The organism is Kineobactrum salinum (assembly GCF_010669285.1).
GTDB classification, from domain to species: Bacteria; Pseudomonadota; Gammaproteobacteria; order Pseudomonadales; family Halieaceae; genus Kineobactrum; species Kineobactrum salinum.
In genome coordinates this window covers 2377418-2392602 of sequence record NZ_CP048711.1, presented here as the reverse complement: position 1 = coordinate 2392602, position 15185 = coordinate 2377418, and the positions used below count along the sequence as shown (strand labels likewise).

Annotated in this window: 14 protein-coding genes; 10 read left to right on the top strand and 4 right to left on the bottom strand. The window is 62.7% G+C overall.

Annotated elements, in window-relative coordinates; genetic code table 11:
• Nucleotides 1-128: 128 nt before the first annotated feature.
• Complete coding sequence (locus G3T16_RS10375) at nt 129-830, bottom strand: glutamine amidotransferase-related protein (protein WP_163495165.1); 702 nt, start codon at nt 828-830, stop codon at nt 129-131.
• Between the two features lie 281 nt (nt 831-1111).
• Between G3T16_RS10375 and G3T16_RS10370 the strand changes: the two genes are divergently transcribed.
• From G3T16_RS10370 to G3T16_RS10360, 3 genes are read left to right on the top strand one after another with little or no spacing between them, the layout of a single operon-like run.
• Nucleotides 1112-1642 carry a phosphatase PAP2 family protein gene (locus G3T16_RS10370; RefSeq protein WP_197911635.1) on the top strand — a complete coding sequence of 177 codons (531 nt, stop codon included), beginning with the start codon at nt 1112-1114 and terminating at the stop codon, nt 1640-1642.
• Nucleotides 1639-2748, top strand: a complete 1110-nt coding sequence (locus G3T16_RS10365) for an MJ1255/VC2487 family glycosyltransferase (RefSeq protein ID WP_163495163.1) — start codon at nt 1639-1641, stop codon at nt 2746-2748. The genes G3T16_RS10370 and G3T16_RS10365 overlap by 4 nt, the downstream gene beginning before the upstream one ends.
• Nucleotides 2749-2785: 37 nt before the next feature.
• Nucleotides 2786-5047: a cytochrome c3 family protein gene (locus G3T16_RS10360; protein ID WP_163495161.1), complete on the top strand. Its 2262-nt coding sequence runs from the start codon at nt 2786-2788 to the stop codon at nt 5045-5047.
• Between the two features lie 4 nt (nt 5048-5051).
• Here G3T16_RS10360 and G3T16_RS10355 read toward each other — a convergent pair whose 3' ends face one another.
• The gene (locus G3T16_RS10355) at nt 5052-5645 is read right to left on the bottom strand and encodes a YceI family protein (protein WP_163495160.1); all 594 of its coding nucleotides are present in this window, start codon (nt 5643-5645) and stop codon (nt 5052-5054) included.
• Nucleotides 5646-6063: 418 nt separating this feature from the next.
• Between G3T16_RS10355 and G3T16_RS10350 the strand changes: the two genes are divergently transcribed.
• Genes G3T16_RS10350 through G3T16_RS10340 form a run of 3 tightly spaced genes read left to right on the top strand, consistent with a single transcriptional unit; the run spans nt 6064 to nt 9159 of the window.
• Nucleotides 6064-7293, top strand: coding sequence for an alginate export family protein (locus G3T16_RS10350; protein WP_163495158.1), 1230 nt, complete (start codon nt 6064-6066; stop codon nt 7291-7293).
• 55 nt (nt 7294-7348) lie between these two features.
• Entirely contained in the window at nt 7349-7969 is a 621-nt protein-coding gene (locus G3T16_RS10345) for an ANTAR domain-containing response regulator (protein WP_163495156.1), read from the top strand.
• Nucleotides 7966-9159 (top strand): CmpA/NrtA family ABC transporter substrate-binding protein, encoded by a 1194-nt coding sequence (locus G3T16_RS10340; protein WP_163495155.1) that lies wholly within the window; start codon nt 7966-7968, stop codon nt 9157-9159. Before G3T16_RS10345 ends, G3T16_RS10340 begins: the two co-directional genes overlap by 4 nt.
• 9 nt (nt 9160-9168) lie before the next feature.
• Here the strand turns inward: G3T16_RS10340 and G3T16_RS10335 are convergent, their stop codons facing one another.
• Both G3T16_RS10335 and G3T16_RS10330 read right to left on the bottom strand, forming a co-directional pair.
• On the bottom strand, nt 9169-9531 hold the full coding sequence (locus G3T16_RS10335) for a DUF1622 domain-containing protein (RefSeq protein WP_163495153.1): 363 nt from the start codon (nt 9529-9531) through the stop codon (nt 9169-9171).
• The gene (locus G3T16_RS10330; RefSeq protein ID WP_163495152.1) at nt 9528-10091 is read right to left on the bottom strand and encodes a hypothetical protein; all 564 of its coding nucleotides are present in this window, start codon (nt 10089-10091) and stop codon (nt 9528-9530) included. Before G3T16_RS10330 ends, G3T16_RS10335 begins: the two co-directional genes overlap by 4 nt.
• A gap of 508 nt (nt 10092-10599) precedes the next feature.
• Between G3T16_RS10330 and G3T16_RS10325 the strand changes: the two genes are divergently transcribed.
• From G3T16_RS10325 to G3T16_RS10310, 4 genes are read left to right on the top strand one after another with little or no spacing between them, the layout of a single operon-like run.
• Complete coding sequence (locus G3T16_RS10325) at nt 10600-11991, top strand: CmpA/NrtA family ABC transporter substrate-binding protein (protein WP_163495150.1); 1392 nt, start codon at nt 10600-10602, stop codon at nt 11989-11991.
• 49 nt (nt 11992-12040) lie between these two features.
• Nucleotides 12041-13027 carry an ABC transporter permease gene (locus tag G3T16_RS10320; RefSeq protein WP_163495149.1) on the top strand — a complete coding sequence of 329 codons (987 nt, stop codon included), beginning with the start codon at nt 12041-12043 and terminating at the stop codon, nt 13025-13027.
• Nucleotides 13028-13056: 29 nt separating this feature from the next.
• A complete protein-coding gene (locus G3T16_RS10315; protein ID WP_163495148.1) occupies nt 13057-13950 on the top strand; it encodes an ABC transporter ATP-binding protein in 894 nt (297 codons plus the stop codon).
• On the top strand, nt 13951-15180 hold the full coding sequence (locus G3T16_RS10310) for an NAD(P)/FAD-dependent oxidoreductase (RefSeq protein ID WP_163495147.1): 1230 nt from the start codon (nt 13951-13953) through the stop codon (nt 15178-15180).
• The last annotated feature ends 5 nt before the right edge of the window (nt 15181-15185 follow it).

The window sequence follows — 15185 nt, the reverse complement described above, 5'->3', positions numbered from 1 at the left end:
GATTACTGCCACCCAATCGCTGAAGTAAGCGTCACCCCCTTGAGGTGGTATGGTCTCAGACGGTCCAGCAGCGACCCAGTGCCAACTGTGTTCTCGAGAGCAAACAGCAAATTACTTGTGAAGGAGTATCAGGCGCGAAGGAAAGCGAGAATCCAGCGCCCGATGCGCTCGCTCTCGGGCTCCCGCGCCAGCGAGGCCAGCCCGGCGGCATAGGTCTGCTCGCCCAGCTGTTCGCGGCGATAGCCCATGATCTCTCGGGAGTACTCCGGCACAAATTCCGGATGCCCCTGGAAGGACAGCATGTGATCGTCGATCCTGGTCACGGCGTTTTCACAGAATTCGCTGCTGGCCAGCACCTCCGCCCCATCGGCATTTTCCACCACCTGATCCTGGTGGCTGACCAGCACCGCGAATTCGGCCTCGCCCTGGTCGTGCCAGGCAGGCAGGTGAACAAAACGATGGGTATGCAGCCCCACCCCCCAGCCCCTGGCTGACTTTTCTGTCCGGCCGCCCAGAGCCTGGGCGATCAACTGATGGCCAAAACAGATCCCGACCAGCTTCTTGCGGCGGCGATGCAGCTCCCGCACAAAGTCCATCAGCCTGGCGATCCAGGCCCTGTCCTCGTACACGCTGCTCTTGCTGCCGGTGATCAGGTAGGCATCCACCTCGTCAATGTCCGCCGGATATTGTCCCTCTTCCACATCGTAAACCGCGAACTCCAACTCCGGGTCCAGCTGCCCCAGCAGGGCCACGAACATGTCGGGATACTCACCGAATTCCGGCACCCATTCCGGACGTACAGCATCTGTTTTCAGGATACCCAGCTTCAATCGCGCGCTCCCTGTGTTCTTGCGGCGGCCTCACAGTGAACCGTCGGAGAAAAGCCTCATGGTAGAAACTCGCCCCGCCGCTGTAAATACCACCAAAGGGCAGGTAGCAGCAATGGCACTTACTCTAGCTCACTCCGGAGGAAAGTGCCCTCCCAGGATGTCGACCGGACTACGAAGTGCCAAAACCCTTAAGTTAGTGCCATTCCAGGTAGCAGGGCGTTGTCATGTAATTGCCATGATTGTGTCATGAATCTGCCACGATCACCGCTCACACTGACGCCATGAAGACGCTCTCTGCGATCCACAGACTCGACCTTCAACTGCTTGCCAGAATTTTCTCACAGGGCGAGCGCCGCATGGTACGGCCGCTGGCCCGTGCCTTTTCCCGTTCCGGTGACGGCTATCTGCATCTGTTGATTCCAGTGCTGTTGTGGCAGCTGGAGTCGCCTCTGCTGGCATCCTTTGTAACTGTGCTGGGGCTGGCGCTGGCGGCTGAGCGCTGTCTCTACTGGTGCCTGAAGAACAGTCTCAAACGACGGCGCCCGCAGGAGGCGGTACCGGGCTTTCGCAGCCTGGTGGTCGCCGCCGACCAGTTCAGTTTTCCCTCCGGGCACAGCTCGGCCGCCTTCCTGCTCGCCACCACACTGGTGCTGATTTACGGCGGGCCGGTCGTAATAATGTTTCTGTGGGCCTGCGGAGTGGCCCTGTCGCGGGTACTGCTGGGTGTGCACTTTCCCGGCGACACTGTCGCCGGGGGACTTATGGGCACCAGTATTGCACTATCCTGCGCGGCACTGGCAGGGGTGCTGTGAAAATTCTCTACGGTGTGCAGGCCACGGGCCAGGGCCACATCAGTCGCGCCCGGGCGATGGCGGTGGCACTGCGGCGGCTGGATGTTCAGGTCAGCTGGCTGTTCTCCGGACGCTCCCGGCAGCAGCTGTTCGACATGGAACCGTTTGGCGACTTCCAGCATCGCCGGGGCCTGACCTTCGTGACCCGGGGCGGCCGGATCAGCTACCGGCGCACCCTCGGCGAAAACCACCTGCCCGGTTTCCTGCGCGATGTTAGGGAACTGGCGCTCGACGGCTACGATGCCATTGTCACCGATTTCGAACCGGTAACTGCCTGGGCCGGACGACGAGCGGGGATACCCACCATCGGCATCGGCCACCAATATGCCTTTGGTGGCACCACCCCGACCGAGAATGGACACTGGTTGGCACGCCGGATCATGCACCAGTTCGCACCCGCCTCTCTGGCCCTGGGACTGCATTGGCACCCCTACGCGGACAATGTGCTGCCGCCCATCCTGGATCTACCGGACATCCCCCGACAACAGGGCGACCACATCCTGGTCTACCTGCCCTTCGAGGACCAGCGAGAGGTTAGCCGCTGGTTGCAGCAGTTCCCGGCCCAGCGCTTTCGCCAGTATTCGCCGGGCCTGGCTTGCGCCGATCATGCCAACGTCAGTACCCGGCCCCCCGGCACGGCTGCGTTCAAGCGGGATCTGGCCAGCAGTGCCGGGGTGATCTGCAACAGCGGCTTTGAGTTGATCAGCGAGTGCCTGCAGTGGCGCAAACCGGTACTGACCCGGCCGTTGCGTGGTCAGCTGGAACAACTGTCCAATGCGCGCGCCCTGACGCAACTGGGCTATGCCACCGTAATGCACGAGCTCTGCGCCGCGTCGCTGGAACACTGGCTGGCACACAGGCCGGGCCCGCCAGCATTGCACTTTCCCGACGTGGCAGCGCGGCTGGCCCGCTGGCTGGCAGACGGCGCCCAGCAAAGCCCGGCGCGGTTGTGCCAACAGTTGTGGCAGCCGCGGCCCGACCCGGCGGCAGGTGTCGGGGGGAGTTGGCGCGCCCCGTTTCAGGCGCAACTGGCAAGCGCCAGCAAATTGAGCATCCGCCCCGGATAGGATAGCCTGCCGGCTTCATCCCCGGAGGCAGTACAGGATGCCGGCATTCCCCTTTGCGTTATTGCTGTACGGTGCGCTGCTGGCGCCGGTGACCAGTGCCGGCCAGGAGCCCATGTTCAGCGGCAGCGAGAGCTGCGCTGGCTGCCACACCCAACAGCACACATTGTGGCAGGGTTCGCACCACGACCTGGCGATGCAGGACGCAACCACGGACTCAGTGCTCGGGGATTTCAACGACGCCAGCTTTACCCACCGTGGCATCACCACCCGCTTTTTGCGCAGGGATGGGCAGTTTCTGATCCGCACCGCCGGCGAGGACGGCGAGATACAGGAGTTTCCGGTGCGCCATGTGTTTGGCGTGGATCCGCTGCAACAATATCTGCTGCCCCTGTCCCGGGGTCGGCTGCAGGCCTTCGATATCGCCTGGGACACCAGACCCGCCGCCGCGGGCGGCCAGCGCTGGTTTCACCTGAATCCCGACGAGGTGGGCGATCACTCCGATCCGTTGCACTGGACCGGGCCCTACATGAACTGGAATGCCAGCTGTGCCGAATGCCACAGCACGAATCTGGAAAAGAACTACGATCCCGCAACGCGCAGCTACGACACCCGCTACAGCGAGCTGGACGTCGGCTGCGAAGCCTGCCACGGACCCGGCCGGGAGCACCAGCGGCTGGCCGTGGCAGGGCGGCTGGCAGAGAGTGCCAGCGCCGGCTTTGCAACTGAGCTTGCCCAACGCGGTGAATGGGTCTTTGAGGCGAGCGCGCCCATTGCCCGGCGCCGGTCCACGCTGAACTCCAATGCCCAGAACGACAGCTGCGGGCGCTGCCACTCCCGGCGCGCCACGCTGGGTCACTACCAGTACGGCCGGCCCCTGCTGGATACCCATCAATTGGCACTGCCTGAGGCACCGCTGTATTACCACGATGGCCAGATCCGCGACGAGGTCTTTGTCTACGGTTCCTTTGTGCAGAGCCGCATGCATCGGGCCGGCGTGGTCTGCAGCAATTGCCACGAGCCTCACAGCCTGGAGTTGCGGGCCGAGGGCAATGGGGTCTGCGCCCAGTGTCACCGTGCCGATGTCTATGACCAACAGGAGCATCACCATCACCCGGATACTTCCGCTGGCGCCCTCTGCGCGAACTGCCACATGCCGGAAACCACCTATATGGTAGTGGACCCGCGGCGGGACCACAGCATACGCATACCTCGGCCCGACCTGTCGGTAGTGAGCGGCGTCCCCAATGCCTGCAACCAGTGTCACCAGGAGCGCGATGCGGACTGGGCCCTGGCCGCGCTGCGCGAGTGGGGCGTGAGCTTCCGGGATACCGCCACGCACCCGGCGCGAGCGCTGCAGGGGCTGGCCGCGGGCGACCACCGGGCCGTCCCCGAGGTGCTGGCACTCGCGAATGACGCCGCCGCGGCTCCCATCATGCGGGCCACGGCACTGCAGGCACTGGGTCGCTCCGGGGCCGACAATGTCGCCGCCAGTGCCGAGCCACTGCTACACTCCGCGGATCCCCTGCTGCGCCTGGGTGCGGTCCGTGGCCTCGCCAGCCTGCCTCTGAACCAGCGCTACCCGCTGCTTGCCCCCCTCGTCGCGGACCCGGTTACCACGGTGCGCATGGCAGTGGCCGAGGCTCTCGCGGCGGTGCCGCTGGCGCAAATACCGGAGGCCCAGGCCGAGCCCCTGCGGCGCCTGTTTGCGGAATACAGCGAGATCCAGCGGCAACTTGCCGACATGCCGGGCAACCAACTGCAACTGGCCGCCTTCCTGCAGGAGCGCGGTGACTCACCGGCCGCCGAGCAGGCCTACCGGGAGGCACTGGAACTGAACCCGCAGCTGCTGACGGCGCGCTTGAACCTGGCCGATCTGCTGCGCGCACAACAACGTGAAGATGAAGCCGCGAATCAGTTGCTGCAGGCCCTGCAGGTGGCGCCCGACCACGGCCCGAGCCTGCACGCGCTCGGGCTCCTTGAGATCCGCCGCGGCAATCGCGAACAGGCCCTGGCTCATCTGGAGCGGGCAGCGGCAGTGGAAGAACAGGGGGTCAGGCACCGCTATGTCTACGCGATCGCGCTGCACGATAGCGGCCAGACGCAGCGGGCAGTGGCAACACTGCAAACGCTGCACCGCGCCGCCCCCGCCAACGAGGAGGTGCTAGTGGCGCTGGTCCAGTACAGCGCCGAACTGGGACAGCGGCAGCAGGCGCAAAACTACGCCCGGCAGCTGATGGAACTGGCGCCGGACAACACTGCCTATCGGCAACTGTGGCAGAGACTGGCGGCCCAGCCCTGACGGCTCAGGACCCGGCCGGCACGAACACCAGATGGAAGGTCACCGGCACTGCGCCGGCTATGGCATCGAGTCCCGCCACTTCGCGCAGCGCCTCAATGCCCTGGCCCAGATTGAAGTCCGTGGCATTGACGACCACCGGCCGCGCGCTCAGTACCCGCAACAGGCCGCCCTCTTCCCCGGATACCACCAGTGGTACCGTCAGCGTGGCATCGCGGCCATGCAGCGACAGGCTCATTTCCATGTCGGTTGTGACCACCCCACCAGCCGCCACCACCGCGAGTATCTCCGGGTCGATTGCGGCATTGATGTTGGCCGCCGGGAACCGCGCCGTATCGAACAGCATTTCGCGCATGCGCTGGTTACGGATCGGGATCAGGGTTTCCACGCTGTCCAGATCGATCCCGACCTGTACCTTGCCTTCGGCGCCAACAAAGCCCACCAGCGATTCAAAACGATGCCCTTCTGCCACCGCGTTGTTCTTGATGGAAATGATGTCCACACTGGAGCGGCTATTGTCCAGCTCCCACTGTGCCCGGGCCAGGCCCGGTACAGCAAGCAAAACACAGAGGGACAGTATTGTGGTCAACCTGCAGGGCATGGCGGAACCTCCTTGAATGGCGCGCGCAAAAAATGAGTTCGCACTATAGGCAATTTGCCGCTCAAAGGTAACAGGGGCGGGCGGCCCGCGTGGCTTTTACCGATACGAGAGTGTCCCGCGGGGCACCCCGAGACACAGAATCCGCAGCTATCGGTCTGGTTCTGGATTGGTGCCATATCACCATTTCGGTGCAGATCTGTGCACCGCCTTCGTTACTCTACATCCCGCCGGATGGTTCTCCAGACCTCTGAAATCCAGTAAACACGCCTTTTCTGCTATATTGGCCCGCTTGTTGCAGGATGTCTGGCAGTACCAGGTCTATAGCCTACTTATTGGGCAGCGAAGCCCGCACGCCGACGTCAGCAACCACTGACCAGGCGTGCGGGTTTTTTTTGTGCGTTTTTCAGGGGGAACTACCATGTCATTGCTCCGCAAACCTGTTCCGGTCCTCGCCTTGCTTGTCTCCACCAGTCTCGCCAACGGCGCCGATACAGAGCCCTCCACGCCCACGGAGATGATCAGTGCCGGCAAGCTCAGTCTGGATTTGCGTTACCGCTACGAGCATGTCGATGCAGACGGCTTTGGCAAGGAGGCCAATGCCTCCACCTTGCGCTCGCGCCTGAGCTTTGCCTCCGGCAACTACCGGGGCCTGGAATTTCTGGTCGAGGTGGACGACGTCACTGTGGTCGGCAACGACAACTACAATTCGACCCGCAATGGCGCCGCCCGCTACCCGGTAGTGGCCGATCCGGCCGGCACCGAGATCAACCAGGCCCGGCTGCAATACCGGCTCGGTGCTGGCAGCGCGGCCTATGGCCGCCAGCGCATCCTCCACGGCAACCAGCGATTTGTCGGCGGCGTCGGCTGGCGCCAGAACGAACAGACCTACGATGGTTTCCGGACCCAGTGGAAGTCAGCCGGTGGCCTGTCCCTGGATTACGCCTATGCCTACAATATAAACCGGATTTTCGGCCCAGCGGACGGCGCCCAGCCCGCCGATTTGGGCGGCGACAACCACCTGCTGCGGCTGGACTTTCCACTGCATGCCGATCACAGCCTTGCCGGCTTTGCCTATCTGCTGGATGTCGACCTGCATCAGGGCTACCCCGCCAATCTGTCCCTCAATAACTCCTCGAACACCTGGGGTGTGGAGTACCGGGGCAAGTTCGGCCCGGTCAGCGCACGGGGTAGCTGGGCCCACCAGACGGACGGCGGCGACAGCCAACTGGACTACAGCGCCCGCTACTATGGTATCGAGTTCGATGGCCAGATTGGTGGCATGAAGCTGCTGGTGGGCTATGAGGTGCTGGGCAGTGACAACGCAGTGGGCTTCAAGACACCGCTGGCCACACTACACGCCTTCCAGGGCTGGACCGACCAGTTCCTGGTGACGCCGGGGGACGGTATCGAGGACCTGTACCTGGGTCTGTCGGGCGCCGCCGGGGTGGTCAAGCTGGCCGCTACCTGGCACGACTTCCAGGCCGAGGACAGCAACGCGGATTTCGGCACCGAGCTGGACGTGGTGGCCACCTGGCCTGTCAGTACGGCATGGACCTTGCAAGCAAAATATGCCGAGTTCTTCACCGATGATGCCAGCCGCTATCGCGATGTTCGCAAGCTCTGGTTTACGGTAAATCTCAAGTTGTGATGCAAGCCCGTACCGCGACAAACAACCTCGCAGGCCATGGCGACCCAGGGGATTCGTGACAGCAGCTACGACAACAGCCGCACCTCTGCGGCTGATACTGGTGGACGACAACCGCGAGCGGGCAGCGGCCGTGGAGGCCTGCCTGGCGCTGTCGGGCTTTGCTGTGCTGTCGGTTATTCCGACCGCCTCGGGGCTGCTGTTTCAGATGGCGCAGCAAGAGCCTGATGTCGTGGTCATCGCCCTGGACTCCCCAGACCGCGACGTGTTGGAGAGCCTGAGCATTGCCTCCAGCCACAATCCACGTCCGGTGGTGATGTTCTCGGAGGCTGGCGATCAGGGATTTATCGGCGACGCCATCCGCGCCGGGGTAACCGCCTATCAGGCCGAGGATATCAATCCAGACCGGGTGAGGGCGGTGATCGATGTCGCGATGGCACAGTTCGCGGCCTACAAAGGCCTGCGCCAGGAGCTGGACCAGACCCGCGCCCAGTTGGCCGAGCGAAAACTGGTCGAGAAAGCCAAGGGGTTGTTGATGACCATACACAAGGTGAGCGAAGAAGAGGCCTACAGCACGCTCCGAAAACTGGCCATGGACCAGCACCAGAGCCTGGGCGCCACCGCCCGCGGGGTCATTACCCTGCTGCAGCAACCCAAGTCTGCCAGGAGGCGCCCATGACAATCCGTTCCCAGCTGGCGCCGCCGGAAAGAACGGCGCTGCGTCTGGGTTTCCTGCGCCTTAGCGACAGCGCGCCACTGATCATGGCCCGGGAGCTGGGGCTGTACCAGAAGTATGGTCTGCAGGTCGACTTGCTGCGGGAAGTATCCTGGGCCAATGTACGCGACAAGCTGGTGAGCGGAGACCTGGACGCGGCCCACATGTTGGCGCCGCTGCCGCTGGCCACCGCGCTCGGGGCGGGCGGCATGCGCGCGGACATGATCACGGCGCTGGTATTGAGCCTCAATGGCAACGCCATCACTGTCAGCCCGGGACTGGCGCTGGAAATTGCCGGCCGCGGGGGCGATCCGCTGCAATCGGCCCGCAGCACCGCCACGGCCCTGGGCCGCTACCTGCGCGAGACCACGCCGCAGCCGGAACTGACCTTCGCCACCGTCCACCCCTTCTCCTGTCACACCTTCCAGCTGCGCCTGTGGCTGCAGGCCGGGGGAATAGCGCCGGAACGGGATGTGCGCATCATTGTGTTGCCGCCGGAGCAGATGGTGGACAGCCTGGCCCGGGGCATCATCGACGGCTACTGTGTCGGTGAACCCTGGAATAGCGTCGCGGTGCAGTATGGTGTCGGCGCGGTGCAGGTCACCGGCCACCAGGTATGGAACAATGCTATCGAGAAAGTGCTGGGGGTGACGGCGCAGTGGCACAAGCTCCACCCCGGCACCCACCTGCGTCTGCGCCTGGCGCTGATGGAGGCCTGTACCTGGCTGGCCCATCCGGCCAATCGTGTCGATACAGCGCGGATTCTGGCGCAACCGGAATACCTGGATATGCCCCGCGACCAGTTACTGCCATCGCTGACCGGGCAACTCCAATTCGTCAAGGGACAGCCGGCTCGCGAGCTGCCGGAGTTTCATGTGTTCGGGCGCTACCAGGCGGGGTTTCCATGGCGCTCCCACGGCGAGTGGCTGCTGCAGCAGACCGGTGCGGTGTTGGGCAAGACGCTGGCCCCGGAGCGGATCAAGGCCCTGGTACAACAGACCTTTCGCACCGACCTGTATCGCGAGGCCGCGCGCTATCTGGACTTGCCGTGCCCCTCGGGAGATTACAAACCCGTCAACCGGCACAACTCGGCCTGGGAGCTGGAGCCCGGCATTGAACTGGGACCGGACATGATGCTGGAGGAGTGGCTTTGAACTTTCGAGCTACGAATCCCGAAGCCGGTTATTTTGCCAGGGCCACTTGCCGGACATCTCGACTTCCAGGGTAAAGCTCAGGAATGTCCGTATAAGTACCACGATGGCCAGAACCCCTATTGTCTCAAAGGTCAGCTCCACTGCCACTGTATAAATGATGTCCGACGCAATGAGAAATTCAAGGCCGAGCAAAATGCCACGCCCAAGCAATTGACGCAACTCCTGGAAAATTGAATCGCTATCTTCTTTTCGCAGCATTCTGGCTGCGGCATTAAACAGCGAATAGAGCGCAAACACTGTAATAGTGCCGACGCCGATGGTTTCAATAACTGCGGCGCTCCAGGAGGCTGCAGGTGCTATAAACTCATTCACGTTATCCTCGGCTCACCGCGTCGATAAAGCCGAATCAACAACGGCTTTATACATAGATTCGAGAGTGCTGAAATTGCTGCAATAACCAGCATGCCGATAATCGGAATGACAGGGCCAAAGGTAAATGTTGCGCCAAGGACATGACCCAGAATACATTCAGCGCGATAAATTGGCAGAAACAGACCAATCAACAATACTGCCAGGGCAATGTACATCGTGATATTTTCGTAGCCAAATTCAAAAGCGACTGATTGCAACAGACTTGCCAGCAGCATTCCGAAAAAACCTATTAAAATCCCGTTTGGAATCTTTCTGCCAGCAGAGGCCGCATCGGACTGAAATGCAATACGTTTTCTAATGCGTGTTGTTGCAAACCAGGCCAGAAAAGGAAGAATGACGATTCCCCACCAATTGGATATTGCCGGAAAATCAGCTCGATGCAGAAGATGGTGGCTCACTACGCCGCCGTTAAAATGCTGCCAACCCAAATGACCAAGTACAAAAACCGTCACTATTGAAACAAGATATGCTCTTATTGTTTTGAAGTACGTTTCATCCATGTTGAACCCCGGATTGATCGTGCTGGCGTTGTTTATGAAACCTGGGCGCCGGCATGCCCGGCTTTCCCGGAATGCGCAGTGTAAACCCTCCAGCAGGAGGGCGCGAAACTTATTCACCTGTAATGAACTCAACCCGAGCTGGTAGCTGGTAGCTGGTAGCTGGTAGCTGGTAGCTGGTAGCTGGTAGCTGGTAGGACATAATGCCGGCCGCGCTGGCACCATGCACCAACATCGTCCAACACTGCTTCCTGCTGGTGCGCCCGAACTGCGGTTTGGTCGCCCAGGGCGCCGCACTGCGCGTGTGGAATTTTCCCAAGCCATTGATATTTTAAGAAAACAAATAATTTGGCACAGCTTTTGTGTATCAAACCGTAGACCACATCACATCAAGTAATCCTCCTGACGAGCAACGACGCTCTTGCCCCCGGCCTCTCGGCCCCGGTGCAGGAGGACTGCGCGTCCATGAGTTTCGGCTGTTCGCACAGCGGTTACCCAGAAAGGAGGAGACATGTTTCTCAGTAACGACAAGGCGCCTTTCATACCCGGCTTCGCCGCATTGTGCGCGGTGTTCGGATTGGCTCTGACGGTTGGCACCGCTGCAGTCCAGGCCCAAATCGGGGCACCGGAGAAGGACGAGCTGACGTTCGGCTTCATCAAACTCACCGATATGGCGCCGCTGGCAGTCGCCTATGAGAACGGCTACTTCGAGGACGAGGGGCTGTACGTCACGCTTGAGGCCCAGGCCAACTGGAAGGTGCTGCTGGACGGCGTGATCGACGGCCAGCTGGACGGCGCCCATATGCTGGCCGGACAACCACTGGCGGCCACCATCGGCTTCGGCACCAGGGCCCACATCGTCACGCCGTTCTCGATGGATCTGAACGGCAACGCGATCACGGTCTCCAACGCGGTCTGGGAGCAGATGAAGCCCCACGTGCCAATGGCCGACGGCAAACCGGTGCATCCGATCGAGGCGGACTATCTGAAACCGGTAGTGGATGCCCAGCTGGCCGCTGGCAAGCCGTTCAACATGGGCATGGTCTTTCCGGTCTCCACCCACAACTACGAGCTGCGCTACTGGCTGGCGGCCGGCGGTATTCATCCCGGCTTCTACGCCCCGCACAAGGGTGACACCTCCGGTCAGATCCAGGCCCAGGCTCGCCTGTCGGTCACCCCGCCGCCACAAATGCCGGCCACGCTGGAGGCGGGCACCATCCAGGGCTACTGCGTGGGCGAACCCTGGAACCAGCAGGCAGTATTCATGGGCATCGGGGTACCGGTGATCACCGACTACGAAATCTGGAAGAACAATCCGGAAAAAGTATTCGGCCTCAACATGGCATTCACCGAGCAGTATCCCAATACCACAGTGCGCATCGTCAAGGCCCTGCTGCGCGCTGCCCGCTGGCTGGACGAAGACGACAATGCCAACCGGGCAGCGGCAGTAAAAATGCTTTCCTACCCCGAATACGTGGGGGCGGACGAGGAGGTGATCGCCAACTCCATGACCGGCAGCTTCGAGTACGAGCGCGGCGACAAGCGCGAGATTCCCGATTTCAACGTGTTCTTCCGCTACTTCGCCACCTATCCCTACTACTCGGACGCGGTCTGGTACCTGACTCAGATGCGGCGCTGGGGCCAGATCGCCGAGCCCAAGTCCGACCAGTGGTACCTGGATGTCGCCCGCAGCGTCTACCTGCCCGATATCTACCAGCAGGCCGCCGAAGCCCTGATAGCCCAGGGCCTGATGAGCGCAAGCGACTTTCCCGACTTCGACAGCGAAAGCGGGTTCCGGCCGCCGCAAGACGAATTCATCGATGGCATCAGTTTTGATGGCCGTACGCCCAACGCGTATCTGGAACAGTTCCCGATAGGCCTGAAAGGCGACGAAGTGCTCTAGCGGCAATGACACCAGAGCAGACACAGAACAGAAGCGGGAGATGACAGTCATGTCAGAAGCAATCGCACAAGGTAGCGGCGTCTATACGGCCCTGGCCAACCGGCTCCATCCCCGGCAGCTGGTTCCGGCACTGCTGTTGCCGGGGCTGGGTATCCTGGTGTTCCTGCTGCTGTGGCAATTGGCGGCCAACAGCATTGAGACCTCACTGGGCCAGTTCCCCGGTCCCGCCGAGGTCTGGGAACAGGCACAGAATCTGGCGGAGGAACACCAGCGGGAGCGGCGCCGCGAAACAGCCTTCGACGAGCGCCAGCAGCAGCGCAATGAGCGTTTGCTGGAGAAGAACCCCGACGCCGAAATCAAATGGCGCGGCTACACCGGCAAGCCCACCTTCCTGGACCAGGTGGTGACCAGCCTGAAAACCGTGGCGGCGGGCTTCCTGCTCGCCAATCTGGTCGCCATTCCGCTGGGGATTCTGTGCGGTCTAAGCAGCGGCGTCTACCGCGCCATCAATCCATTGATCCAGGTGTTCAAGCCGGTATCGCCGCTGGCCTGGCTACCGCTGGTCACCATGGTGGTCAGCGCCAGCTATACCGCACAGGACCCGATGTTCGACAAGGCCTTCCTCAACTCGGCCATCACGGTGGCGTTGTGCTGCCTGTGGCCGACCCTGATCAACACTACCGTGGGCGTGGCCGGGATCGATCGAGACCTGGTCAATGTCAGCCGCGTCATGTCACTGGCCCCACTGGTACACGTGCGCAAGATCGTGCTGCCGGCGGCGATGCCGATGATTTTTACCGGCCTGCGCCTGTCCCTCGCCACTGGCTGGATGGTGCTGATCGCGGCGGAAATGCTGTCGCAGAACCCCGGGCTGGGCAAGTTTGTCTGGGACGAATTCCAGAACGGCAGTTCCAGTTCGCTGGGCCGGATCATGGTCGCAGTAGTCGCGATAGGCCTGATCGGTTTTGCGCTGGACAAACTGATGCTGAGCCTGCAGGCGCGGGTGAACTGGGACAAACAGGCGGTGCTGCGCTAGCGGGCCTGTTAAAGCAAGGAGATTGGACAATGACTGACAGATATCTGGACATCAGCGGCGTCGGCATCGAGTTTGATACCGGCGGCCAGAAATTCCGGGCGCTGCAGAACATCAACCTGAAGATTGGCAAGGGCGAGTTCGTCACCCTGATCGGTCATTCGGGCTGCGGCAAATCCACTGTGCTGAACATCGTCGCCGGCCTGCTGCAGGCCAGCGAGGGCGGCGTGATCCTGGAGGGCCGCGAGGTACAGGACCCGGGACCGGAACGGGCGGTGGTATTCCAGAATCACGCGCTGATGCCGTGGCTGACGGTATGGGACAACGTCGCGCTGGCCGTGAACCAGGTGTTTCGCAAAACCATGAACCGGCACCAACGGCGTGAATGGATCGAACACAATCTGCGGCTGGTGAACATGGAGCAGGCCCGCAACAAGCTGCCGGCGGAGATCTCCGGCGGCATGAAGCAGCGGGTCGGTATCGCCCGCTGCCTGGCTATGCAGCCCAAGGTGCTGCTGATGGATGAACCCTTCGGTGCTCTTGATGCCCTGACCCGCGCCCAGTTGCAGGACTCGCTGATGCGGATCCAGGCGGAACTGGGCAACACGGTGGTAATGATCACCCACGATGTGGACGAGGCGGTGTTGCTGTCCGACCGCATCGTGATGATGAGCAACGGACCGGCGGCGACCATCGGGGAAATCCTGAAGGTGCCGCTGGCGCGTCCCCGCGACCGGCTGGCGCTGGCGGAAGATCCCGACTTTGTTCACCTGCGACAGCAGGTACTGGAGTTCCTGTACGCCAAACAGGCAGTGGCGGTCGACCCGGCGGCAAGTGCGGAGCGGGCCGCCGCCGGGATCCGGCTCGCCGGACCGGCGCGCGAAAATCCGCGGGACGGAGTCGGACCGGGCAGCGAGGCAGCCTGAATGAAACCGGTGGCAAAACGGCGGCTGTTGATTGTGGGTGGCGGCATGGCCGCAGCCTACCTGCTGCAGGAGCTGGCCAGCTACGCGCACGACCTGGACATTACCGTCATCAGCGCCGAGCCGGATGCCTGCTACAACCGGGTCATGCTGTCCGGGGTGCTGGCGGGAGAGCAGCCAGAGCAGGCCCTGTCTCTGCTGCCCGAAGCAGATGGCGTCACGCGCGTACTGCCCGGCACCCGTGTGCTGAAACTGGATACCCGCAATCGTCAGCTTGTGACCGACAGTGGTCTGCGACTGCCCTGGGACGAACTGGTCCTGGCGGTCGGCGCCACCACCGCGCTGCCGGACATGCCCGGTTTGGAGGCCGCCGGAGTGGCAGTATTCCGCTCGCTGGCGGATACCCGACGGCTGCGTGCAAGTGCGCCGCAAATCCGCCGCGCCGTCGTGGTAGGCGGCGGCCTGCTGGGACTGGAGGCCGCCCATGGGCTCAACCGGCTGGGCTGCCACACCACTGTGGTTCACCGCCAACCCTGGCTGATGAACCGACAACTGGACCCGGAAGGCGGCCGCCAACTGCAGGCACTGCTGGTCCGCCGCGGCCTGGAGTTCCGCGTTGGCAGCGGCCTGGCCGAAATCGAACTGTCCCGGAGCCGGCTTGCCGGTGCGCGGCTCGTCGATGGCGAACGCCTGCCCTGCGACTTGCTGGTGTTCGCCACCGGTATCCGGCCCAACACCGCCCTGGCCACCAGCGCAGGCCTGCCGGTGGACCGGGGCGTACAGGTGGATCCCTGGATGGCGACACCCGTCGCCTCGATTTCCGCCCTCGGCGAGTGCTGTCAGCTGGGGGATGAGTGCTTCGGCCTGGTGGCACCGATTCGCGCTCAGGCGAAGGTACTCGCGGCCCGGCTCAGCAACAGGGCGACGGCCGGTTTTGTCAGCAGCGCCTGCGCGACCCGGCTGAAGATCTCCGGCGTGGACATTTTCAGCATGGGGGAGCTGGCAGGCACAGCCGAGGATCTGCTGTTGCACGATCCCGCCGCCGGCATCTACCGCCGCCTGCGGTTGCGGGACGACCGCCTGGTGGGAGCAGTGCTGGTCGGCGACCAGCAGGGCGGCAACTGGTACAGCGAACTGATTCATAACCGCAGCGACATCAGCGCCCTGCGGCCGGGGCTGATCTTCGGCCGTGCGGCCAGCGACGCCGCGGGCGGACTGGCGAGTGCGGCGTGAACGCC

Bases quoted from the DNA above. Each gene is read 5' to 3' on its own strand.
- G3T16_RS10325 (WP_163495150.1), top strand. From the start codon at position 10,600: ATGTTTCTCAGTAACGACAAGGCGCCTTTCATACCCGGCTTCGCCGCA.
- G3T16_RS10370 (WP_197911635.1), top strand. From the start codon at position 1,112: ATGAAGACGCTCTCTGCGATCCACAGACTCGACCTTCAACTGCTTGCC.
- G3T16_RS10315 (WP_163495148.1), top strand. From the start codon at position 13,057: ATGACTGACAGATATCTGGACATCAGCGGCGTCGGCATCGAGTTTGAT.
- G3T16_RS10355 (WP_163495160.1), bottom strand. From the start codon at position 5,645: ATGCCCTGCAGGTTGACCACAATACTGTCCCTCTGTGTTTTGCTTGCT.
- G3T16_RS10360 (WP_163495161.1), top strand. From the start codon at position 2,786: ATGCCGGCATTCCCCTTTGCGTTATTGCTGTACGGTGCGCTGCTGGCG.
- G3T16_RS10320 (WP_163495149.1), top strand. From the start codon at position 12,041: ATGTCAGAAGCAATCGCACAAGGTAGCGGCGTCTATACGGCCCTGGCC.
- G3T16_RS10310 (WP_163495147.1), top strand. From the start codon at position 13,951: ATGAAACCGGTGGCAAAACGGCGGCTGTTGATTGTGGGTGGCGGCATG.
- G3T16_RS10340 (WP_163495155.1), top strand. From the start codon at position 7,966: ATGACAATCCGTTCCCAGCTGGCGCCGCCGGAAAGAACGGCGCTGCGT.
- G3T16_RS10350 (WP_163495158.1), top strand. From the start codon at position 6,064: ATGTCATTGCTCCGCAAACCTGTTCCGGTCCTCGCCTTGCTTGTCTCC.
- G3T16_RS10330 (WP_163495152.1), bottom strand. From the start codon at position 10,091: ATGGATGAAACGTACTTCAAAACAATAAGAGCATATCTTGTTTCAATA.